The following is a 21734-nucleotide window of genomic DNA, read 5'->3' as shown; positions in this document are numbered from 1 at the left end:
TTAATCCCCCTTATTGTCCAAATACAAGTTTTTTGGTTATATCGTCCAGCTGGAAAGCAGGATACTCCGAAGATTTCCATGTCGTTTCTTTGCAGTAGGTTACGTCCTTATCAACCATACATTTGAGGAAATAGTATGATACACTGGTTACGTTGCTGTACGGGGCAGGAAGGCCTGCATCAACACTATCCAGTGCGCCCAGTAGTGTGGGGTCAATTGTTGCGTCGGGAACAAGAAACGTTTCGAGGCCTACAGAAAGATTTTGGGTGAACCCCAAATCCTTTTGGAACTCCCTGGCTAGTTCTACGTAATAGTCATGCTGATCCATGTTACCTTCGAATCTCTCCAGGATTGTGGGGTAGTACATGCCTGCAGAAGAATTGTCCGGGAGTCCGAGATAGCACCAATTGAGTACCAGCTCATCCATATCCTCTCGGCTGGATACGTTGTAGTACCCATAGGTCTTTCCGGGGAACGATATCCTGCAGGGGGTTATAACTCTCGTATAGAGGCCGTTAAGCTCCCTGACAATGAAGGGGTCTTCGAATCCGACAACACTTATGACGGAGTATATATACTGTCCCTTCCCTGAGGGAATGTCACCCGAGTATCTAACAACCCCTGAGCTATCTCTAATGGTTATGTTCTTTATCCTCACCCGAACTGCGACATGGAATGAGTCAAGGGGTGCCACAGTGATTTCGAGGTGGTTGTTCACGAACTCATCCGGATTGGACGGCTCTATTTTAAGGCCGACTGAGTTCATGTAATCAACGGTGTTCGTGAACCATTTCCGGATTGTGAGATTCTTCATGTTTCCCTGGGGAACCCCGTTCAAGGTTCCATAGACGATGAGGTTCTTGAGTTCAAGGGAGGAATTATCCACAAAGTCATTGTCGATAACGTATTCGGTTAGGGTTAAATATGCTCTTTTAAAGCTCAACTCGATGGTGTTCTGAAGGTCATCCTGGATGTTGTTTATGCTGAAGTACTGCCTTTCAATCAGGGTTCTCTGGGATTGGGAGTTGATTATGTATCCCGTTGCTTGCTGGTATGTCGCCGCAAGAAGAAGGAGAGGGATAATAAGGAGTAATACTGTGACGTTGAGCAGATATCCTCTGCGCATTATCTACCCCTCCATATACGAAGGGTTACCTGGATTGCCTCTCCTGTGGTGGGCACGTTCTTTATTCCAATCGCTTTGCCCGCAAGGCCTTTGAGTTCTATGCGGATGGGGTTTTCTCCCGTGCCCGGCATCAAGGTGTTGTCAAGTTTTATCTGGTCGGCTGAATGCTCTTCCGCTCCCAGCTGAACAAAGAGGCGGTATATGGCATCGTCTAGGGCATATTTCCATGGTGTGAGATTGTATGTTGTTAGCGGTTTGGGGCTCTCGCTGGGTGGGCAGTTGCCGATAAGGACAGTGCCAGGTTGGGCTCCATTGCCGATGTCGTACCAGTAGGTTAGGTTGTAGCCGCAGGCGTTGTCCTGGGCGTAGTAGGTGAATATCCTTCCATAGCCGGCATAGCCCTTGAGGAAGTAATGGACTATGGCGCGGCTCACACCTGCTCTGAATCCGTAGTATTGGTCTCCACTTTCAATCTTGAACTTGTTAGTGGAACCGTTTACCATAATATCGGGTGATATCCTAGTGTAGGCAACACGAATTAAATATATGTCAAGGGGAAATCTTAAAAATTCCTGCTGATACGGGCCTTCTTTTAGGATTATATTGTGGGACGGATCGATTGATCCAGGGGTGTAACTTATTCCTGTCCATACATCAACGTACCAGGGCTGAGCTTTGTCAGGCAGGTAGTAATTGAAATGCATCTCTGTGTAGCTGTCGGAGCTGAGTTCATGGGTCTCTTCTATTGGAATGGTGAACCGTGTGGTTGTGACCTTGGGGATATATGTGATGTTTATATACGAGTCCGGATATCCATGGAGGATTCTCTGATTGTTCCATTCGACGTGATAATCCTGCCCTGCGTACAGCAAATCCCCGTCTTCGTACTTAGCGTCTAAGGTTATGATCAGGTTGAAGTTCTTTTTGCTGAGTTCCTGCAGAGTTGTATAGTTCAGCAGACCTTTTATTCCCAAACTCGGTTGACCTTTCATAAGGGTTTCATTGTCTATTGTTATCGTCGTTAAATCTGTGGGCACGCTGGTGTTCTCGTAGACTAAATTCAGAGCTGTCCCGTTGGAGTAGTAAATCCTGACTTCGTGGACGCCTTCGACGGTGAGCTTGATGTTGATCCCTGTGATGCTGCCGGGGACAAATAGGGAGTTGAGGTAGTATATCCCCGTCCCTTCACTTGTTATGGTGTAGAGTTTGACCAAACCTGGATCATCGGCTTTGGGAGTGGATGTTCTGTATTTGAGGTAAACCCAGCTACCACTTCCCAGACCAAGTTCATCGGAGCTGTAAGGGGATACTTTAAGCTCGACTAAATTGGTGGGCTTTATCTCGTCTGGAGGAATCGTAAGCTCGCCCTCTCTGTTGTGCCATTCGGCATTGTTGAACTTTACCAGGTCAAAAGTGTTGCCGAGCTTTCTGGTGTAGACGCTTAAAGTGCCTTCAATAGGTGTAAGGTCTTCCGGAAGCTCGATATTGAACTTAACATCGAGGGAGTTATCACTGTAATCCCTCCAGTTGCAGGTATAGGGAGGAACCGGAATACGATAAACTGCACTGTCAATGTTTGGAACAGTCGTATAAGCCCTCGAAGAGGAAATATACCATCCCCAATCCCAGCTCCAGCTGACCTCAACGTAAATTCCGTCGTTTAAAGATATGACTGCTTGGTTCCCATTAGCGTCTTTATATATTATTTCTTGGACTTCATATCGTGTAGTAAAACTGGAGAACCTCCTGTTTAAGTACAATTCTATGGTCTTCACACCGTTCGTCAGTATAATATACCCGGTGTACAGATAGCGGTCATTCAGAGGATCATACACAATATCATTGTAATACTCAACGCTCCACCCACTTAAGTCCTCATCAACATTCACGTTTCCTTCAGCATAGTAGCCACTTAGCCTGAAACTGCTGCCTGACTGAACAGTATTCTCATCCCCTGGGACAGTCTGGTAATCAAGGTAAATGGACGAAACGGTTAACGTATAGTCATCATAATCTAACGGTTCCGGCTTCGAACAATATTCTCCACCCGCCAGAACTCTCTGTATCCCGACGAGCTTTTCCTGTGCGGCCACCATCTTCGTCAGATATGCCTTCGCAACGTATCCCCGCGGCGTCTCATTGGAGACGTATCCGCTGACCATAGCAGTTGCAGAGCCAACATCGCTCGCGTTCTCGTAAGAGTTGTCGAAGGTGAGATACGGGCTGGTGTAGTTGTTTATTATCAGCTGGTACTTGTAGCCGCCTGCGAGGTTGTCTAGGAGGTACTTCATTATGGCCTCAGCTTTCTGTTTGTATCCTGTTGAGTTTAGCGCCCAGTAAGTTGCGACTATCTGGAGCGGTGGCATTTGGGGATTTACATAGGTTAAATCCAGAACGGGATCCGTTCCATTTATCCATTTTTCTATCTGAGTAGGGGACACCAAATTGCTCAGCGGCACTGTCCTGAAGGTCTCTAGCAGGTTTTCTGCCATCTGTTTGTTCTCTCCTCGAATCTGGGTCGTGTAAACACTTGAAGCGTTGCTAGTCACCCCGATTATACCCACGACTATGATCGTCACGAGCATTACCGCGAGCAGAGCATCGAGCGTGAAAATGAACCCCCTCCGCATTAGTCTTCACCTTCTCGGCCATACCCAGAGTCTTATAACTCCTATCTGTCTCACGGGTTTAAGGTACACGTCGAGATTTCCAGCATCCTCTATTTTGACCTGGGGAAAGCCCTCCAGACTGTATGCCCATATTGTGAATGTAACGCTTTTATCAAGTTCTGCGGGAGGGACGAGACACAACAGTGACATGGTGGCATGGTTGTTGTTAATCTCAATCTCGCAGTTTTTCGGTGTTCCCGAGACGTTGTACGTTGGATAGATTTTGGTCATATTTGCTCCATAAATCCACCCATCTTGGGTTTTGATGAATGCCACAATCGAATGTCCAGTGTAATCAGGTGTTGTGAACACCGATAATAGTGTTAGGTTTCCCTCATCCACACCACCTGGGAACGTGATGTTCATCATGCCGCTAGTGTACTGGTCAATTGTTCCGGAGTATATCTCCTCGGGTAATTTGCCCGGTGTTAATGTGTACTGCTGGGAATAGACCTTTTTTAACATTGGAACCCGTCTTTCCGTATATTCAATCCATGGGGATGAGTTTTTCGAGTCTTGGATTGTTCTCTCATCGGTTACGGAGGTGCAGTTTATGACTGCTACCTTTTTCCCGGTGATTGAGACGTCAAAAAACGACGGGAGCTGATAGGTTACGTTGATGCTCGAAATCCTCAGCACCATTCCAGATTCTCCCGAGTAAAGGATGCACGGGGGTGCAACGTTTTCAAACGAATACCCCTCATCGAATGGGTCCAAGCTTCCGCCGTTGATTGTGAGGCGGTCAGCGTTTTCTATGATTATCCTACCGTTAATCTTCACATCCGTAGACTGGCCGGTCGAAGATGTATCCCAGCTTATTCCCGAATTTGCTATGGGCACCCAGTTCCCGTTTATATTAACGTACCAGTTGGATTTTTCCAGAGGATCCCCGATTATCGCGAACCAATACCCGTCGAAGTGAATGTAAACAGTATTGGCTGTCATATCCCCCCCAGGTGAGTTTCCTTGACTCCTTCCCAGATAAATTGCAGGGCTTGAATCGTCGGGGTTGAAAACGTAGAGGGAGCCACCGCTTATACTTATCTGTCCTTTGGACACTGAGACTGTGCCGTTAACATAGAGGTTATAGCCGCTGAGGGATATGTCTGGAATGGCCGGATTACCCTGGATTTCAATCGAGAGGTCGCCGTTGACGTATATGTCTCCTGCTGAAACGGTGAGCTGGGCCACACTCAGTGCGAGGTCTCCATCAACTGCGAAGTAGCCGGCGCTGAGGGTGACCTGGTATGGGTTGCTACCCCTTCCTGCTATGGTGGTGGGATTCAGGATGCAGACCGAGCCACCGCTGTTTGTGTACTGATTGTTAGCCCTGGGACTTCCACTGGAACTCTGGAATTCAAACGTCCCTGATGGGCAGTAGGCGGTAACGTCGCTGTCGGTGGGCAGTTCAGTGGGGTCGCACGTTGTAATAAACCCGGGGAGTCCTTCTTTCACCTTTCTCAACAAACTAGCCTCTATGGTGTATTCCGTTAGGTAAGTTGCCAGCTCGAAGTTGTTTCCTCCAGAGAGATTGCACAAAGCGTTTGTTATTGATGTATCGCCAGAAGACACCGCTGACATGAGGGATTCAAGTTTTGTGTAATCGAGATAGCCTTCAGTGGAATCCCGCAATCCCACCATCCTTATGTCTCCCGTCGCTTCATTCCAGTCCTCCGGCTCCCCAGGACTCTTCGTCAGCACGTCCAGCATGTTGTCCGCTATATTGGCCCTCTCGTACCATCCGACCATCGATGCTATCTCGCTCTTCAGGCTCTCCGAGGTCGCCGAGACCGTGCCGAGTATCATGATTATGAGAACTATCGAGATGAGCGCGTCCATTGAGAAGAGCTGGCCACGTCTCACGATACCACCTCCGACGTCTCGCCAACGGTGACGTTGAACTCCACCAGTTTGCCCGCATAATACAGGTGGCCGTTCTCTAGCCTGAATCCCCTCACGTCTTTAAGGTACTCTTTGAAGAATTCTCCAACGTTCTTGGCTATTTCCGAGTCCCTTGAGGAGTTCTGGGAAAGGTCATGCGTGAATTTTACGGTTATCGTAACCTTCTCATCGCTTTCGGAGGTCACACCAAGTCCTGCGAACCTGAACCCGACACTTCCGTATTCTGTGTACTTTTCTATAACCTCATTCAACGCCGCGTACTCTTGTTTGTCGCTGACCACCCCGGTCTCGATATAAACTGCAGCTTGAGCCGCGGCGTCCCTTACCGCCGCCACCATAACTGAATCCCCGCTCTCCTGGGTGTAGAGCGGGATGATGGCAACTACCCCCGCGAGGATTATCCCGACTATAAAGAGCATCTCGACTGCGGTCTGACCCTTACGGATTCTCGCTGACCTTAACATCCATCCCACCGGCGGTCTCGTTGTATCTGCAAACTATCCAGAGTTCGTTATTTGAGGGAGTGAGGGTGACCGTGCTGTTCGAGACGAGGGGCACGGGAATCTTCTGAACGGTCGTGTATTTTCCGCCGTTGATCTCCGCCTCGACCTTCAGTTCGTTGGATGTATTGTCCAGTGTGACCTTTACGTACTCCCCGCTTTCCAGCTCGAAGGGGACGGTCTTCTTAACCGCGAATCCATCACCTGCGGCGTAGACCTTGGTCACGGTGTCTCTTAAGTCGATTGTGAAGACCTTCAGCCTGGTGGATGCGTCGAACGCCCTTGCTCCCTCAACCTCGTGGGTTGCGAGGCTTATCAGGCTGACCACGGTCAGCGTCATGAGGGTCACCGCAAAGAGGAGGTCGAGGCTCAGCTGCGCTTTTCTCATCTCACCCACCCGGGTTGATGTTTATCCTCAGCTCCTTGGCCGTTGTGTTGTAAAACCATGAGTCGCCCCTGTCGGGGTTCCACTCGACGACGATTTTGAGCGTTGAGTTCAGCTGGTCGGGGGATATCGACAGCCCTTTAAACACGAACGGCACTCCCCCAATAACTATCTTCGCCTCCGATGGGACGCCCCACACGGAGGTGTTAGTGGATAAATCCCGGCTGTATATCCCCATGCTCCAGACAACGTTTTTGTCGTCTCCTTCTGTGTAAAGGATCGCTGTTCCGGTTCCGTTGATGATCCCCACGTATGTCCCGTCCCCCCTGCCTCCGAGGGGTCCGTATGTGATGAAGATTTGCGGATCGGTCACGTCCAGCCCCTTCTCAAGGTACGAGGGGTTTCTGAGGTAGGTCAGCGCAACGTAGGTCGTCGCCTTTGAGCCCGGCCCCTGGGCGTACACCTGGCTTATGGTATTGGATATGGCGTTCGCCAGGCTCTTTTCCTCTAGGGCGATCTGGATCCGCAGGTTCTCGACCGATGGAGAGCCCTCGCTGAAGGATGTGTTTCTAATGGAGTACAGCAGGAGGATTGTGAGCAGTCCGAAGATGAGCAGGAACTCCAACGAAATCTGACCTTTTACCCTGCGGCGCGTCATCTCACTCACTCCAAGGGTTATTAAGTCAATCATCTATTTAATGGTTACTCCTCTGATTTGGTCGTCACAACTGCAAAAATGCCTGAGGGCGTTTTAACGGTCCTGATTGAGAAGTAATCCCCGCTGAATACTTTGAACTTGTATTTCTCGGTGTTGAGGCCATGTTTTTTAGCCAGATTCCCAAGCTCGTCGATGAAGAACTGCGTCAGCTCGTAGTAGATTAAATCAAGCTTCTCACGGGTGATGTCTCGGACGAAGAGGACAACTGGAAGGGCCGCCAGCCCCGCGATGATGTACGGCTGTCCCAGGATTGCCGTTGCGACTGCGGTGGAGGCGATAAGTGCACCTATAACCGCGTAGGCTATCTTTTCCCTCTTCTTTGCTTCCTTGACCTCCTTGACCTTCTGCTCCCAGATGTCGAGCAGTGCCGGGTTGTAGAAATCAAACGCGGTATGGCGCTTCCCCTTCGCTATCCTCTCCCTGATGAGGTCGTCCCAGTCGTCCTTGTAATAGATGACCTCCCCGTGGAGCTTCGCCCGCTCGGCATCAAGGGAGGAGATAATCCTGATGATGTCCTCGGCGCTCTCGTGGGCTATGTGGGCGTAGACCTCCCTCTCGTCGAGGTCGAGGGCCACCTCAACGGAGTCCTTTATCGGCTCACTCATGTCTCTCCCTCCGGAGTTTCTTGCTCACCTCTTCGATGTCGGGGTACTCCTCGTCTGGGATTCCCTTGGCGTACACATCGTCGAAGTCGGGCAGGCCGCTTAGGAGCTCCTTCTTCTTGTTCTCCGCCTCCTCCTTTGCCTCCATGAAGGACCGGGCGTACCGCTTGGCGGTGATGATTATGTCCTCGATGCTCCTGCTCTCGTAGATGCCGCTGAGGAGGGTTACGACCTCGACCTCCCTCTCGCGCGGGTCCGGGTAGAAGCCGCGGAATATCTGCTTGCCCCGTATCTTGTTGGTGAGGTAGTTGAGCGCCTCGAATATGTCGGCGGCCTTCAGAACCTCCGGCGGCCCGTGAATCGCGACCAGTCCGTACAGCGCCGATTCGATGTTCGCCTCAAGGTACAGGCCTTCACTTTCGAAGGACCGGGTGATGAGCCTTGACAGGCTTTTTATCCTGCCCGCGTCCGCCTTGGCATAGCCGACCGTTGCAAAGCTTCCAAAGGCCTTGAGGACGAACTTCAGGTCGCTCGCGTCGAGGGTTTGCTCTCCAGGGACGTCTACCAGGGCCAAAAGTGACGCTATCCTCTCGACTATCGTGTAGTTTATCCTCTCGTAGGCTTTGCTTATGTCGTCGCCGCCTTCCTTGAGCTTGTTGTTGTCTATTGCTATTATCGAGTCCGCTATCTTTGAGAGCTTGTCGATGGTTATGGCCGCATTGATGGTGGGCCTTATCCCCTCCTCCTTGAGGGGGAGCGCGCCGATGGCCACCACCAGGGAGTCAGGGTACTCCTCTTTGAGCGCCTCAGCCAGGACAGGGGTTCCTCCGGCACCCGTTCCGCCGCCGAAGCCGAAAGTCAGGAAGAATATATCGACGTCCTCGTAGCCGATTATTGAGCCTATCTTGCGCATGACAAGGGGCAAATCGCGCTTCATGGCCTCCCTGCCGAGTATCGGGTTGGCGTTGACCCCCTTGCCGCCGGTCAGGCTCTCGCCTATGAGTATCCTCCGCTCGTGGGGGACGTGCTTGAGGTACTCAAGGTCGCCCCTGGATGTGTTTATTGCCAGAGCCTCAAAATCGACGAGGGAAAAGAGGTCGGCGATTTTAGTCCCGCACTGGCCGACCCCTATGATTAGAGCCCTCACTTCTCTATCACCCCGGTTGCTGCCTCACTCCGGGTGGAGTACCTCCATCTCAAGGGGGTCTATTGTTCCGTCATGGTTCCTGTCAACACACTTGAGCACCATGTAGTCTCCGTGGAGGTACCTGAACAGTTCGGATTTCCAGATGTTTATCACCGCGTCTTCGGTCTTCTTTTCGAAGAGCACCATGAGCACGTAACCGTTCCCAGTCATCCCGGGTATTATCGCGACTGTGGAGTCCTTGAAGTACGCCTCCCCGTTTATCTTCACAAGCATTCCCTGAACCTCGACATGTACGTCCCCGTTGTACCTGCTCACATTTACAGCGCCGAATTCCGCGAGTATTATGTGGTTGCCGTTTAGTTCGCCGAGGGTTCCGTTCACAAGTGAAACCTCGGCACCTAAGTCCTCCAGGGAATCCCTAACGACCTCTGCCACTTTTTCGTATTCTCCCGGGGCGTGGATGGTCCAGCTTCCCTCCCCCAGATTCCGGACAACCTCGTAAAGAGTCACCGATGGAATGAAATGAATGTTCGCGAGGAACTCAAGGGCGAGGGCTTTCTCTGTGTTCGTCATATTGGAGGGGTCGATGTTGCCCAGCACCCACTGGAGCGTCTCCGCCGTGATGTTGTAACCGTTGGAACGCAGAACGTTAATTGCCCTAATCGTATATTCCATGGATGGGGTGCCATGGCTTGCCTCGCCGAGCATGTTGGTGCTCTCCTTGAAGTAGCCCCACGCCCCGTCCGGCAGCTCTTGGGAGGCGAGCCACTTGAGGTGGGGTGCCAGCTCCTCCTTCGAGGAGACTTTTGTGAGTGCTTCGAGGACAGTCAGCGTGACCGGAACGTTCTTTCCCACCATGACTCCAAGGCTGTGACTTATTATGAGGCCCCATCCATCGGGGGTTATGGATAGCAGCCATTCCTTTGCATTCCGGACGTAGGGTTCGCTTCCGTTCAGGCCCAGGTCAAGGAGAAGGTCGAGTGCCATGGCGGTCTCGGAGGGCTGGGGTATGGCAAAGGCTCCCCTCCACAGCCCAGTCCTGTACGACAGATTTTCAATGAACTGAACTTCTTTTTCTTGGTCTACTGCCTTCTCCCCAAACTCGGCCAGTATTTTCAGGGTATAGTAATAATCCTCCGTCACGGTTCCGGCCCTTTCCGCGGTTTCCCTTGAATCCTCAAGGTGAGCTTTGGCCCACTCAACGGCCTTGGCAACTGAATCTGATGCCCGGGTGCACTTTGAAAGCGCCCTGATGGCGTAGTATGTTGCCTTGGCGCTGGAGGCATCCCCGGGATAAAGCCCCCATCCACCGTCGGGGTTTTGAGACTCCACGAGGGAATCGCAGAGCTCCGCCCGGGGATTTGAAACCTCTGAGACTCTGTCGGAGACTTGGGCAAAGGCCATAACTGCGTAGGCCGTGGAAATCGCTGTATCCGTGTATAGGAGTGGGCCGGGCTGTGATTGGATATAGAACGTTCTGTTGTGGGTTCCGATGGTCTCCAGGTACAGGAGAGCCTTAGCGGTTTCGAAGCTGAAGGGTTCGTAGAGGGTGAGCGCGTAGGTCAGGTAAGCCCTCTCCTGAAGCCCAAGGGATGGCTCGGTGAGCAGCTTTCTGCACCTCTCGATGTCCGACCGGTCGGCGGGATGTTCCACGGATTTGAAGGCTATGAGCTTCAGCGCCAACTCCCTCGGAGTAAGTTCGTCTATCGAGTTAACGTACTTGACCGCCCTGTCTACTTGTATCGAAGAACCGTAAGTATATCCCATCTCGCCCAGTGCCCAGATGGCCAGCAGGGTAGGGTAGAGTTCCGTTTTTGTTCCGGGAATGTAGCCCCATCCCTCACCGTTGAACGAGTCCAGCAGAAATCTTTCACCAGCGCGGAGCGCGGTATCGATGCCTTTGATATTTCCAAGCTGTGAATATTCATTTCCCAGGGATTTGACGAGGTTTAAAGCTATTAGGGAATATGCAGTAGGGGGAACGGAGCTCACCTCGTTTTCAAAGTGCCCCCATCCACCGTCGGGATTTTGGTACTCTATCAGGTCTCTGGAGAGGGACTCCATTTCTGCCAGGACGTCGCTGGTGTTCTGCACCTTCCCAACACTTTCTCCAAGCGCTGTGAGGATAAGGGCCTTCTCCGGTATCTCGGTGCTGCCACTGGACATCGAGACCAGAACCCACCATGAATCGTCAAGCACAGAAGCGCTGGTGTATGAGACGCTGAGTACCAGGAACAGCATGAGCACCGCGATTATCCTTTTCTTCATACTCTCACCAGATTGAAGATACAGCCCCGGAATAAATAAACTTTTTCCATGTTCGGGCGGAAATAATGGGGAAGAAAAAGTCAGTGCTTTATGAACCTGCCATCGACTCCGCTGCCCCGGGGGTCAACGTCGTCGCGCATTATGAGAACGACCCTGCTCGGCTCGTACTCGTCTTCGATGTGGTATCCGGGCAGGTGCTTGACGATCTCCTCCGCGAAGGCCTTTATCTCCTCGTGGCGCGGCATGTTGTTGATGGTGAGCCTGTTCCGCGAATAGCCGACGAACATGTACGCTTTGGCCTCGACGAACATCGGGTTCGCCTTCTTTATCAGCTTCGCGTAGCCCTCGGGGTTGTGCATGTTCTCGTCCTTAACGAGGGTCAGCCTCACGACGGTTCTGGTGGGAAGACCGTTCATCATCTCAAGGAACGTCTTTATCCTGTCCCAGCCGTCCGGAATCATCGGGACGTTGACGCGGTTGTAGGTCTCGACGTCGGGAGCAGTCAGCGAGACGTAGAGCTGGCTCGGCAGCTTGTCCTCCTTTATCATCTCCTCAAGTCTCTCCGGGACGGTGCCGTTGGTAACGATGAAGGTCGTGAAACCGCGCTTGTGGAACTCCTCGACGAGGTCGCCCATGTAGGGGTAGAGCATCGGCTCGCCGGAAAGGCTTATGGCAGCGTGCTTTGGATTCCATGCCTCCTCGAACTTCTTCATGTTTATGCCGGGCATGCCCTTGTAGCCAACGAGGAGCTTGCGCTGGGCCTTTATGCTCTCCTCGACGATGAAGGCCGGGTCGTCCCACGGCTCCGGGAGCTCCGTGCCGAGGAAGCCCTCCATCGGGCGCCAGCAGAATATGCAGTTGTGGGTGCACCACGCCGTAACAGGCGTCATCTGCAGGCAGCGGTGGGAGTGTATGTTGTAGAACTTCTGCTTGTAGCAGAAGCGGTTCTTTTTTATGCTCTCCTTGAGCCAGTGGCAGAGCTTTACCGAACTGTGCCTGCCCACGAGCGCGTAGTGCTGCTTCCTGAAGAGACTCGCAATCTCCTCCGGCATGTTCGGGTTGGACACGAATGTTAACGCCATTAGCCTCACCTAATTCCTCTCTCTGGGTTGGCTTTGAACGAGCCTTTTAAAAAGGTGATGGGTCGGACGTGGGATATTTCATCGTCGAAAAATACTTCGGCAATATGCGAAAACTTTAAAAGCCGGGCATCGCTTTTTTCTTCATGTTCGAGATGATAAAGCCCCAACCCGCGCTGAACGCAAGGGAGATTAAAATCGACTTCTTCGAGGACGAGGTCGAGCCGCTGGAGAGGCCCAGGGTGAAGTTCCTCTTCGAGGTCAAACGCAATCGCTCGGCTTAGCGTTTATCAGGACGATATCCTCGAAAAACACGTGCCTCCTGGCTGCTATTTTCCCGGTCAGTCCGGCCTTTTTCAGCATCCTCAGCGTTTCTTCCACCCCGGTTATCGAACTCTGGACTATCTGGACGGTTCCGCCCGGCTTGAGATACTCCGGAACTTCCTGGATGAACCTGTCGAGGACCTCCCTGCCGGTCTCGCCGCCAACCAGCGCCAGGTCTATCGGCTCCTCCGGCTCGCCGGGCAGGTAGGGGGCGTTGAAGGTTACCACGTCGAACTTCCCCTCAACCCTCTCGAAGAGGTCGCTCAGGCGAAACTCGACGTTTTTGATGCCGTTTATCCTCGCGTTCTCCCCCGCCAGCTCAACGGCCAACGGGTTGATATCAACTCCCAGAACGAAGCTAGCTTTCTTCGCCATCAGAAGTGCTATAAGTCCGGTTCCGGTACCGACGTCGAGGGCCCTATCCCCTCCCCTGACCGCGAGGTTCTCGGCTAAGAGGAAGGTATCCTCGGCAGGCTCGTAGACCTGGGGATGGAGCTTGAGCCTGATACCGTAGTAGACTGGCATGGTACCATCTACCACAACGTCCTTTTGAGGTTAACCATTAAGTGGATGTAGAAAAGCCGAAGGAAGGAGAAAAATCACTTCCTCTTCCACTCGGTGTAGCCGCAGCGGCCGCAGCTCCAGCGGTCCTTGTGCTCGGCCATGAAGACGCCCGGACCGCAGCGCGGGCAGAACTTGTTCTTCCTCTTGACCTTACCGCCCTGAACCTCGTACATCTTCCACTTCTGCCCCATTTCACTCCTCCTCCTTCGTGATTATTCCGTCCCTTATGAGGACGTATTCCGGCTCGATGTAGAGCATCCTCTCCTTGCTCTCGTAGGCCTTGGCGTAGCCCTTGCTGACCCTGCTGCCGAAGTAGCTCCTTATGTACTGGACGACCACAGTCTCGGGGTCGAGGTCGAGCATCGCCACGAGCTTGCCCTTGACGTCGGCCCTGCTCGGGGTGGCCTCTCCCTCGTGGATGACATCGAAGTATATCTCCTTCCTCCCGAGGAGCTTGTTCTCCTTAATCTCGGTAACCTTAATCTCCATCGCGAACCACCTCCATCTTCGACATGAGCTTCCCGCACTTGAGCTTGCATTCGGGTGTTACCCTTATAAGCACTACTCCCTCATCCGGCTGGCCGTAGAGCACGATGCTCCCGACGGGGGCGTAGAGCACGGCCGGAATGGCCGCCAGGTCTTCCTCTCCACACACCTTTATGTAAACCCTCCGGCCCCTTTCGGCCAGTCCAAAGCCCTTTCTGATTGCGTTTAATAAAGCTTTCGTTATTGTTCCGGCGGGATTCTGAACGGTCATGACCACCGCACCGGCTTCTATGTCCGGCGTGTACTCCCGTCTCTTTGTCTTGTGGTCGTATATGGCCAGGCTCGGCTTTATGCCCACCCTGAGGACGTTTTCCGTGACCACGTCGCCGACGGTGACAACGTAACGGGCTTTTTCAAGCTCTCCCTTAACCCTAAGGTAGGGCTCGGGAATCTCGCCCTGGACGAGCACGCCCAGGGGTTCCTTCAGCTCCCGCCTGAGTTCGGGCGTTAGTACGAACAGCATCATCTAACCCTTATGGCGTACTTTCCTGGGACTTTAACGCCCAGCTTCTCGGCTATCATCGACTTCTCGGGTTCGGTGATTATGACGAGGTCGAACCACTCGTCGCTGAGGTCCCTGCTGCCGCAGACCGGGCAGCGCTCCTCAGTGGTTATGTAGTGGCAGTGTCTGCACGCCCTCTCCTTCGTCATGCCTCAGCCTCCTTGCGCTTCTCCTTCTCTATCCAGTCCCTCTTTCCGAGACCGGGCTGGCGCATGGTGAGGCCTATCTTGTTCTCTCTAATTACCCTGCTCTTGATGCTTATGGCGATGACCCTCGCCCTGACTTCGTCCCCGAGCTTGAGGATTCTCTTGGTCTCCTTGCCGAGGAACTGCTTGTTCTTCTCGTCGAAGACAACGTAGTCGTCCATTAGCTGGCTGATGTGGACGAGGCCGTCCATCGGGCCTATTCTGATGAACGCGCCGTACGGGGCGACGTCTATGACCTCGCCCTCAACGACCTCGTGCATCTCGGGCTTCCAGACGAGAACGTCGAAGACCACCTCGTGGTAGGTGGCACCGTCGCCGGGCACGATGACTCCCTGGCCGATGTCCTCGACGTCCATAATCGCTAGGATAACGCCCTCGTCGCGGTCGTAGATGCCCTCGTAGGTCTCGCGGAGGACGAGCTTTGCGGCCTCTTTGGGATCCATCGTGAACATCCTGGGCGGAATTCTCACAACGTCTTTAATCTTGAGGAGCTTGTACATGCCTTGACCTCCCGTGGGGAATAAAGGGGGAAAAGAAATCACTCCTTCTTGCCGAACTTCTCCTTGTAGAGCTCGATGGCGCGGAGGATTTCCTTCTTGGCCTCCTCGGCGTTGCCCCAGCCCTCTATCTGGGTGACCTTGCCCTGGAGCTCCTTATACCTCTGGAAGAAGTGGGCAACCTCGTCGAGGAAGGCCTTCGGGACGTCGTCGATGTCCTTCCAGTCGTCGAAGTACGGGTCCTCAACGGGGACCGCGAGGACCTTCCAGTCCTTGTCGCCGCTGTCCTCCATCTTCATGATGCCTATCGGTCTCGCCTCTATGAGGGTGAGCGGGTAAACCGGCTCGCGCATGATGACCATGATGTCGAAGGGGTCGCCGTCGTCGTACCAGGTCTGTGGGATTATTCCGTAGTCAACCGGGTAGAAGAACGGGCTGTAGAGCACTCTATCGAGCTTTATAAGGCCGGTCTTCTTGTCAAGCTCGTACTTGTTCCTGCTTCCCTTCGGAATCTCTATGAGAGCGTAAACAACCTCTGGAACCTCCGGTCCGGGCTCAAGCTCGTGGAACGGGTTCATCTCTAACCACCTCTTACCTCTTGTAGAACTTCTAGGTTAGCCTTTCGGATAGGGCTTTTAAAGTTGTTGGTTCAGAAAACCAGAAAAGGAGGAGGGGGAAGGGGAGGGCCCTCAGTTGGCCTCATCCCCTTCCGGGGGCAACGGCTTCCGGTACTCATAGATGATGTCCCCATCTATGATGGCGTAAACGTCCTGGTTTCCCTGTCTGTAGTGGACTATCGGCTTATCCACGAGGTCGAACACCCTTTCAAGATCCCTGACCGAACGGAGGTCTACGGGATCAACGGCCCCTACATCGCTCGGGGCGCCCTCGACGATGAATTTTCTGAGGTTCTTGAGTTCGTCCGGCTTCCTCTCCCTGTGGGTGTATGCAAAGCCGATGGGGGGTATTGCGAATAGTATTGCGCCTATGGGGAACACACTCCTGGCAGTTGACACCGGGATTTCCTTCCCCAGGAAGCTTACGGTGTTGATGGTCGTGTTGACGTGTCTCACAACTTTTTTGTACTCTTTATCCGCTCCCTCCAGCTTTACCATTCCGGATACGTCCCTTACCAGGCTTATCCTCTGGGTGAAGGTTGTTCCGTCGCTCTTTTCAACATCCACCTTGAAGTAAACGTCAACTTGGGCCCGGTATAGGCCGGTTCCCTCCTGGACTGCCGTGAGGTCATCTTGAATCTCGGTCATGTTAAGGAAGGTGGGCACCGAAAACGTGCCTGTGAAGCTTCCCTCTTTAATAATCTCTGTCGTATTGGTGATGTTGATCCTTTTTTTGCCCGATGTCACGTAATATTCCCTGTGCAGGGTTACGGAGTATTTCCCGTTTTTCTCGGGGGTTACCTTGTACGTGTATTCTCCGGCTATGGCGGATGTTATTTTTGCGGGGTAGTATTCGAGGCTTGTTCCGTCTTTGTATACCGTCTCGTTGGTGAAGAAACCTGAGTGGATTAGCTCCCCCCGTTCCGTGTAAACTGTGTCGTACGTTGCCTTTATCGTGGTGGGCTCGGTTGTGTAGGCTATCACTCCGTAGATTCCAAATACCCCAGCCAGTATCAACGAGACCGCAATGGCCCCCAGTATAAGCTTTTCCCGATCAATCTTTACGTTTTTCATTGTTCAACCGCCCCCACCAGTGTACGCCTCAACGGTTATTCCGTTGCTCGTCACCAAGCAGACCGGGCAGTTGTGGTCGTTGTGATGGCCGCAGCCGCTATCATGGTGCCCGCATCCACAGGACTCCCAGTGGTTCCAGTCGTGATCTCCGCAGCAGTGTTCTCTGGAGGGCATCTTCATGACGCATGCACCGCAGTTCAGGGTGTACTCACCGGGCATGTTGGTCGAGTATATGTATCCAAAGCACGGGAAGCACCACATCACGTTGCTTACGTGTATTCTCATGGTCACCGTTTCGCCGTGGGTTACGTTGACTCCCCACAGTACGACCCCTGTGACTTCGTAGTGTGTCCAGTCGTACAGCCGGCCCTTTGATATTTCTATGCTGTCTATTTTGAAAAACACCGGATCCACGAAGTCGGATATTAGGAACTCATCGTCTTCGCCGTTGTTTCTAAACTTAATTTCCATGACCCACTCTTGGGGTGTGTTTACCGGAAAGCTCCTGTTTCCGCTTATGAGTGTCTTCGTTATTATGAGTTCCTGCGCGGAGATTTGAACGACTAGTGAGCAGGCTTCTATTACCGCGCTCCCTCCGTCCCAATCGGCGTATATCGTTATTGGGACCTCGTAGAGCCCCCCTTCGGCGTATTCATCACTTTCGATGCTAGCGCCAAAGCCCGCGGACTCCCCTGGATCGATTGTCTTTTCGCTCCCGTCGATATCCCCAGTAACGCCGGAGGGGAGGTTTGAGAAATCAGCCTCAACGTGAACGCTTATTGGCCTGTCCATAAGGTTCTGAACAGTTATCGCTATGAAATCCACGCCTTCCCCCGCGTTAATGCTTACGGGGCTATCCAAACAGTGATACGCCACGTAGGAATTTTCTCCGCTGACTATCCCTACCACCGCTGACCTATTCGCGGTGTATGCCCTGAAATTTCCACTGGAGCCCACGATGAGCATAGCACCCATCAGTAAGGCGATCAGAAACAACATTGTTCTCATGCTAACCATCCCCCATTACCTTGCTCAGAAGGCTTCTTCTTCTTGTTCTGATTCTAATGACGTCTTCGTTACCCACGTTCGAGAGATAATAAAAGACAAGCAGTACTGCGGAGATTTCAACCATGTACGGCACCAGTGGCAGGTATGGGCTGGTCCGGTAGAGGGGTTCAATAACCTGTCTTGGAAGAATGGCCGGATATGAGTAAACCTCCACCTCTTCTCTGTATATCCGGGTGTCCTCTGGGACCGAAACCCTTAGGATCACCTCGTGGGAGGAGTCCCCTTTGAGCTTGAAGCCATCCTCGTTTATCAGACTTATCCTATCACCTTTCGGTACGACGAAGTAGTAGAATGGATAAACGGCCTTGTTTTCTACGCTTAGGTTTTTCACGAACGTACTGCCCGGCATGTACCAGCCGTCCCTCTGTCCGCCGGCCAGGGTTGAGGAGTATGTGAACGTTAGGGTGCCCCATGAGGCAACGGTTACAAAGAGGAAGCCCGCTAGGATCAGAACCGACACGGCGGCGTAGATTGTTTTCATTTGTACTCTGATGGTTCGTCTTTTTTTCCTCTTTCTGTCCTTTCCTCCTCCCGAAAACGTCAAGAATGCACCCACGAGAATCAGGGTGACTATTATATATGTGTTCGTCATTTTGTGTCTAACCGATTCTATAAAGTTTCCCCCGCCCCTTATGACGAGGGGGGTTCCCCGAATGGTGATTACCTTTCCGACTATATCCTCCCTCTGAACCGGAGGGTAGATTCCATCCTGCTGATCTGTGGCGACGTTGTGGTCTCCCTTTGTGATGTATCCCTCCTCGGTGATTGCAAAGATTCTGTGGACCGTCCAGCCGTCCCGCCTGTGAAATACTATTATGTCTCCAACGTCGTAGTTTCTTGCTAGAGGATTCATCAAGAAGAGGTCACCTCTGTCTATTGTTGGGGTCATGCTTTCAGAATACGCGTACGATAGAAACACCGGCCTGTCGAGGAAAAAGCCAGCTAAGGAACCAACGAGAAAAACTAGGATGATGATGGTGAAAGTGAGTTCAATGAGTCTCTTCATGTTAACACCTTCTAAGGAAGGGGGGCAAAGGCCCCAAAAAGGAAATCACCGTGTGCATTCTCCGGCGTCTGCGGTTATGGTCATGGTGAACTGCTCCGAGCCGAGCGTAGCGTTGGTCGTGTCGAATATCATGCCAACCTTAATCGGGTGGCCGTGGTAGACGGTGAACTTAATGTTGCTTCCCGGCCCCGCGGTCATGTTGTCGTAGTCGCCTGCGAAGACTTTAAGCTGCTCGTGGTTGGTGTTTATCTTAACACAGATTGGGTAGTCTGACTGGTTGTTCTCCCAGAGTTCGTTGCTTACCTCAAACATCTCCTCAAAGACGTAGGTGGTGTTCGGGCTAAGGCCTAGGCCGCCGTAGTCGGGTCTGTTGCTGTTGCTTGAGCTTATGTCCACGTAGATCTTTCCATCACTGTACTTGACGTACGGCTGCATTGCGGTGAGGTCAATAAGCTCGTTGTCGTCTGAAACTATGTCAAAGCTCGCCGACCTATCGGCGGAGTAATACCTGAAGTTTGCCCCGGCGCCAACCGCGAGGAGCATTCCAATCATAAGTATGGCCAATCCAAATAGCTTGTTCATCTCTCACGCCCCCTTCACTGACCGCACTTCCCGACGAGGTCGTCGGGCTCCGTTCCCTTTCTCCACGCCTGTATGTGGAGTGTGGCGCTCTGGCTGGTTCCCGGAAGGTGGTTTCCTGCATCAAAGTCCATACCGACTTTAACGGCCGCTCCCGAGTCAACGACAAAGCACACCCTGCTGACCGCGGTGTCTGAGTACTGCACAATGTCTCCGTTCCTAACATCGTGTATGTTTCCATCCGCGCCGTACAGCTGTATCTCGTCGTTGTCGCTGGTTATCATAACGACTATGCTCATGTTTTCCCACAGGTCGTTGCTTACCTCAAACACTTCATCAAAGTTGTACTCCGAGTTCGGGCTTAGACCCTGGCCGTAGCCTGGGTAATTGGGGTTGTCGGGGCTGATGTCTACAACCAGAACTCCAGTCTCGTTGTCAATGTAAGCGTAGGGCTGGAGCGGAGTGAGGTCAATAAGTTCATTGTCGTCGGTGACTATGTCCCAGTGGACGCTCCTCGACGCGCTGTAATCCCTGAAGTTGGCTCCGGCTCCTATAACAAGGCCCAAGGCCACCAACAGGCCCAACATTCCAAGGGCAATCTTCTTTCTCAATTTTTTCGCCTCCTTTTGGAGGCACCGCCACACACAACATACATCAATGCGTTCATTACCACGAACAATGCTTCGATGTCCATGTCTGCAGTGCCTCTGTACGAGCAACATACATACGTTGCTCATTGTATTCTTAGTGCGGTTATTGTATATAGTAAATTCCGGCTTACTGGGTGGTAATCCCTCATTACCGGGGGTAAAAGGGCCCAGTTTGATTAGAACAGCCCAATTTCCGCCGAGTTGGTTAAACCAACCTCTTCACTCTCTTGTGGTGAATCAGGCTGATGGCCAGATACACTATGGAAGCAAAGAGCAGGGGCATGCTGCCCAAGTACCAGCCGGCGATGATGAAGATTATCGACGTGCCCATGTAGAAGGTACTCCAGCTTATGTCGTGCTTGTTGACTACCTCCATGTAGACGGTCACATCGTCCGGAATCTTCAGGAGCGTGACGACGCCGTGGTTGAAGGTTATGACGCCCTCCCTTTCGAGCTTGGGAATGTGCGTCTGAACCAAGCTGACGTAGACGCTTTTTCTGTGCTTCCTGTTGGTGTCCCCTTCCCTTTCGGCTATATACTCAACGAGCTCCCTCAGCTCGGCCCTTCCTTTTTTCTCCTTGAGGTACTCGATCATCAGCATCCGTCTGTCGTTTCCGAGTATCGCAGTTGTCGCGCCCATGCTTTTCACCGTAACCTGTAATGTTTTCTTTTATTCCCGTTGGTGTAGAACGCTTCTACCTTTCTCTGCTCCACTAGTTTCCTGAGGGTTCTCTCAACTTTCTGCCTCGTGCAGAAGATGCCTCTCTCATTGAGGAACCGCGTCAGAAACGCAACACTGAGTGACCCGTGAATCCTGAGGAGGTTTATAATCTCGCCTTCGAGATTTACTACTTTGCTCACATCCTCACCCCCATGTTAAGCAATGCGTGTGTAACATCACTATAAAACTCGGCGGCATACTATTTAAAAGTTCCTAAAAAGTCCGATTTTTGAATTTATGGGAATTTTCTGGCTATTCTGCCGTAGATGGGCGATTTTGGAAACGTATCCTTAAAACACCGCCTTTGGCTTTGAAATTACAGCTTGAACCTTCCGATTATTTTGTGGATTCTGTAACAAATAGTCAAATCCGCGAATCTGTCCTGGACAAGTTTCCACCGGGATTGAGGTACCGCCTGAATTCTTGGTGGAGTCAGTAGAACCGACCAGCAGGTGAATACTCTTTAAAGTGTAACATGTAGTTCGAAAAACGAACTAACGGCCGGAAAAGAAGTTGGGGTTCGAAGGTCTGGAGCCCTGTTGAATGGTAGCCCCGCGGGGATTCGAACCCCGGTCGCGGGATCCAGAGTCCCGCATGCTTGGCCGCTACACCACGGGGCTGTGCCCGATGATAGCTAAAGGGGAGGATTTATAAATTTTATCCCTCAAAATTTTGCCCTGCAAAGTACCATCAAGAATCCGTTAAAAAGCGCCTTCTGTCGATGAATCGCCTGTAAAGTCAGCCACCGAACAAGAAACCGCCAAAGAAACCACGAACTTTTTGCCAGAAAAGTTTGTTGGAATGGCGCCCGGGTCGGGATTTGAACCCGAGTCACGGGAGTGACAGTCCCGTATGATGGGCCTGGCTACACCACCCGGGCGTTTGAGTGGCCGGCGGCGTCCCCGGTTTCCCGTCCCCTCTCGGAGGACAGTACACCCGGGATCGCTGGCGGGCTTAACTTCCGGGGTCGAAACGAGACCGGGT

At 52.3% G+C, this 21734-nt stretch carries 25 protein-coding genes, 2 tRNA genes and 1 rRNA gene; 1 reads left to right on the top strand and 27 read right to left on the bottom strand.

All coding sequences use genetic code 11. The features are described 5' to 3' along the window. Positions 1-10 precede the first annotated feature (10 nt). From E3E51_RS09910 to twy1, 10 genes are all read right to left on the bottom strand, one after another. A complete protein-coding gene (locus E3E51_RS09910) occupies positions 11-1126 on the bottom strand; it encodes a hypothetical protein (protein WP_167912963.1) in 1116 nt (371 codons plus the stop codon). Further along, on the bottom strand, positions 1126-3756 hold the full coding sequence (locus tag E3E51_RS09905) for a hypothetical protein (protein WP_167912962.1): 2631 nt from the start codon (positions 3754-3756) through the stop codon (positions 1126-1128). The genes E3E51_RS09910 and E3E51_RS09905 overlap by 1 nt, the downstream gene beginning before the upstream one ends. Before the next feature lie 6 nt (positions 3757-3762). Next, the gene (locus E3E51_RS09900; RefSeq protein ID WP_167912961.1) at positions 3763-5658 is read right to left on the bottom strand and encodes a hypothetical protein; all 1896 of its coding nucleotides are present in this window, start codon (positions 5656-5658) and stop codon (positions 3763-3765) included. Beyond that, positions 5655-6161 (bottom strand): hypothetical protein, encoded by a 507-nt coding sequence (locus E3E51_RS09895; RefSeq protein ID WP_167912960.1) that lies wholly within the window; start codon positions 6159-6161, stop codon positions 5655-5657. The genes E3E51_RS09900 and E3E51_RS09895 overlap by 4 nt, the downstream gene beginning before the upstream one ends. Further along, entirely contained in the window at positions 6136-6585 is a 450-nt protein-coding gene (locus E3E51_RS09890; protein WP_167912959.1) for a hypothetical protein, read from the bottom strand. The genes E3E51_RS09895 and E3E51_RS09890 overlap by 26 nt, the downstream gene beginning before the upstream one ends. Position 6586: 1 nt before the next feature. Further along, complete coding sequence (locus E3E51_RS09885; protein ID WP_240924314.1) at positions 6587-7273, bottom strand: class III signal peptide-containing protein; 687 nt, start codon at positions 7271-7273, stop codon at positions 6587-6589. 11 nt (positions 7274-7284) lie between these two features. Next, positions 7285-7905 carry a hypothetical protein gene (locus tag E3E51_RS09880; protein WP_167912958.1) on the bottom strand — a complete coding sequence of 207 codons (621 nt, stop codon included), beginning with the start codon at positions 7903-7905 and terminating at the stop codon, positions 7285-7287. Beyond that, a complete protein-coding gene (locus tag E3E51_RS09875) occupies positions 7898-9049 on the bottom strand; it encodes a cell division protein FtsZ (protein WP_167912957.1) in 1152 nt (383 codons plus the stop codon). The genes E3E51_RS09880 and E3E51_RS09875 overlap by 8 nt, the downstream gene beginning before the upstream one ends. A gap of 24 nt (positions 9050-9073) precedes the next feature. After that, entirely contained in the window at positions 9074-11317 is a 2244-nt protein-coding gene (locus E3E51_RS09870) for a prenyltransferase/squalene oxidase repeat-containing protein (RefSeq protein ID WP_167912956.1), read from the bottom strand. Positions 11318-11397: 80 nt separating this feature from the next. Next, positions 11398-12399, bottom strand: coding sequence for a 4-demethylwyosine synthase TYW1 (gene twy1, locus E3E51_RS09865; protein ID WP_167912955.1), 1002 nt, complete (start codon positions 12397-12399; stop codon positions 11398-11400). 143 nt (positions 12400-12542) lie between these two features. On the opposite strand from twy1, the gene E3E51_RS09860 reads away from it, so the two are divergent. After that, complete coding sequence (locus tag E3E51_RS09860) at positions 12543-12680, top strand: hypothetical protein (RefSeq protein WP_167912954.1); 138 nt, start codon at positions 12543-12545, stop codon at positions 12678-12680. Here E3E51_RS09860 and E3E51_RS09855 read toward each other — a convergent pair. The 17 genes from E3E51_RS09855 to rrf all read right to left on the bottom strand — a co-directional run. After that, entirely contained in the window at positions 12658-13245 is a 588-nt protein-coding gene (locus E3E51_RS09855; RefSeq protein WP_167912953.1) for a HemK2/MTQ2 family protein methyltransferase, read from the bottom strand. The genes E3E51_RS09860 and E3E51_RS09855 overlap by 23 nt on opposite strands. Before the next feature lie 74 nt (positions 13246-13319). Beyond that, positions 13320-13475: a 30S ribosomal protein S27ae gene (locus tag E3E51_RS09850; RefSeq protein WP_088867461.1), complete on the bottom strand. Its 156-nt coding sequence runs from the start codon at positions 13473-13475 to the stop codon at positions 13320-13322. A gap of 1 nt (position 13476) precedes the next feature. Beyond that, positions 13477-13773, bottom strand: a complete 297-nt coding sequence (locus E3E51_RS09845) for a 30S ribosomal protein S24e (protein ID WP_088179705.1) — start codon at positions 13771-13773, stop codon at positions 13477-13479. Beyond that, positions 13763-14296 carry a GTP-dependent dephospho-CoA kinase gene (locus E3E51_RS09840; RefSeq protein ID WP_167912952.1) on the bottom strand — a complete coding sequence of 178 codons (534 nt, stop codon included), beginning with the start codon at positions 14294-14296 and terminating at the stop codon, positions 13763-13765. Before E3E51_RS09840 ends, E3E51_RS09845 begins: the two co-directional genes overlap by 11 nt. Continuing rightward, positions 14293-14481: a transcription elongation factor subunit Spt4 gene (gene spt4, locus E3E51_RS09835; RefSeq protein WP_167912951.1), complete on the bottom strand. Its 189-nt coding sequence runs from the start codon at positions 14479-14481 to the stop codon at positions 14293-14295. The genes E3E51_RS09840 and spt4 overlap by 4 nt, the downstream gene beginning before the upstream one ends. Further along, a complete protein-coding gene (locus E3E51_RS09830; protein ID WP_167912950.1) occupies positions 14478-15038 on the bottom strand; it encodes a DNA-directed RNA polymerase in 561 nt (186 codons plus the stop codon). The genes spt4 and E3E51_RS09830 overlap by 4 nt, the downstream gene beginning before the upstream one ends. Before the next feature lie 38 nt (positions 15039-15076). After that, positions 15077-15613 (bottom strand): inorganic diphosphatase, encoded by a 537-nt coding sequence (locus E3E51_RS09825; RefSeq protein ID WP_014012707.1) that lies wholly within the window; start codon positions 15611-15613, stop codon positions 15077-15079. A gap of 111 nt (positions 15614-15724) precedes the next feature. Next, a complete protein-coding gene (locus E3E51_RS09820) occupies positions 15725-16726 on the bottom strand; it encodes a DUF5305 family protein (RefSeq protein WP_167912949.1) in 1002 nt (333 codons plus the stop codon). A gap of 3 nt (positions 16727-16729) precedes the next feature. After that, positions 16730-17734, bottom strand: a complete 1005-nt coding sequence (locus E3E51_RS09815) for a hypothetical protein (protein WP_167912948.1) — start codon at positions 17732-17734, stop codon at positions 16730-16732. Position 17735: 1 nt separating this feature from the next. Further along, positions 17736-18800: a signal peptidase I gene (locus tag E3E51_RS09810; protein ID WP_167912947.1), complete on the bottom strand. Its 1065-nt coding sequence runs from the start codon at positions 18798-18800 to the stop codon at positions 17736-17738. Between the two features lie 45 nt (positions 18801-18845). Then, positions 18846-19382, bottom strand: a complete 537-nt coding sequence (locus E3E51_RS09805; RefSeq protein WP_167912946.1) for a DUF1102 domain-containing protein — start codon at positions 19380-19382, stop codon at positions 18846-18848. 14 nt (positions 19383-19396) lie between these two features. Beyond that, positions 19397-19990 (bottom strand): DUF1102 domain-containing protein, encoded by a 594-nt coding sequence (locus tag E3E51_RS09800; protein ID WP_167912945.1) that lies wholly within the window; start codon positions 19988-19990, stop codon positions 19397-19399. 244 nt (positions 19991-20234) lie between these two features. Next, on the bottom strand, positions 20235-20669 hold the full coding sequence (locus E3E51_RS09795; RefSeq protein WP_167912944.1) for a hypothetical protein: 435 nt from the start codon (positions 20667-20669) through the stop codon (positions 20235-20237). A gap of 5 nt (positions 20670-20674) precedes the next feature. Further along, complete coding sequence (locus tag E3E51_RS09790) at positions 20675-20890, bottom strand: hypothetical protein (RefSeq protein WP_167912943.1); 216 nt, start codon at positions 20888-20890, stop codon at positions 20675-20677. A gap of 404 nt (positions 20891-21294) precedes the next feature. Beyond that, positions 21295-21370: transfer RNA gene (locus E3E51_RS09785), tRNA-Gln, on the bottom strand. Between the two features lie 182 nt (positions 21371-21552). Beyond that, positions 21553-21630: transfer RNA gene (locus E3E51_RS09780), tRNA-Asp, on the bottom strand. A gap of 8 nt (positions 21631-21638) precedes the next feature. Further along, positions 21639-21734, bottom strand: a 5S ribosomal RNA gene (rrf, locus tag E3E51_RS09775); the annotation flags it as partial.

This window comes from Thermococcus sp. 21S7 (genome assembly GCF_012027615.1).
In the GTDB taxonomy this organism is placed as follows: domain Archaea; phylum Methanobacteriota_B; class Thermococci; order Thermococcales; family Thermococcaceae; genus Thermococcus.
This window is presented reverse-complemented; position numbering and strand designations above follow the sequence as displayed.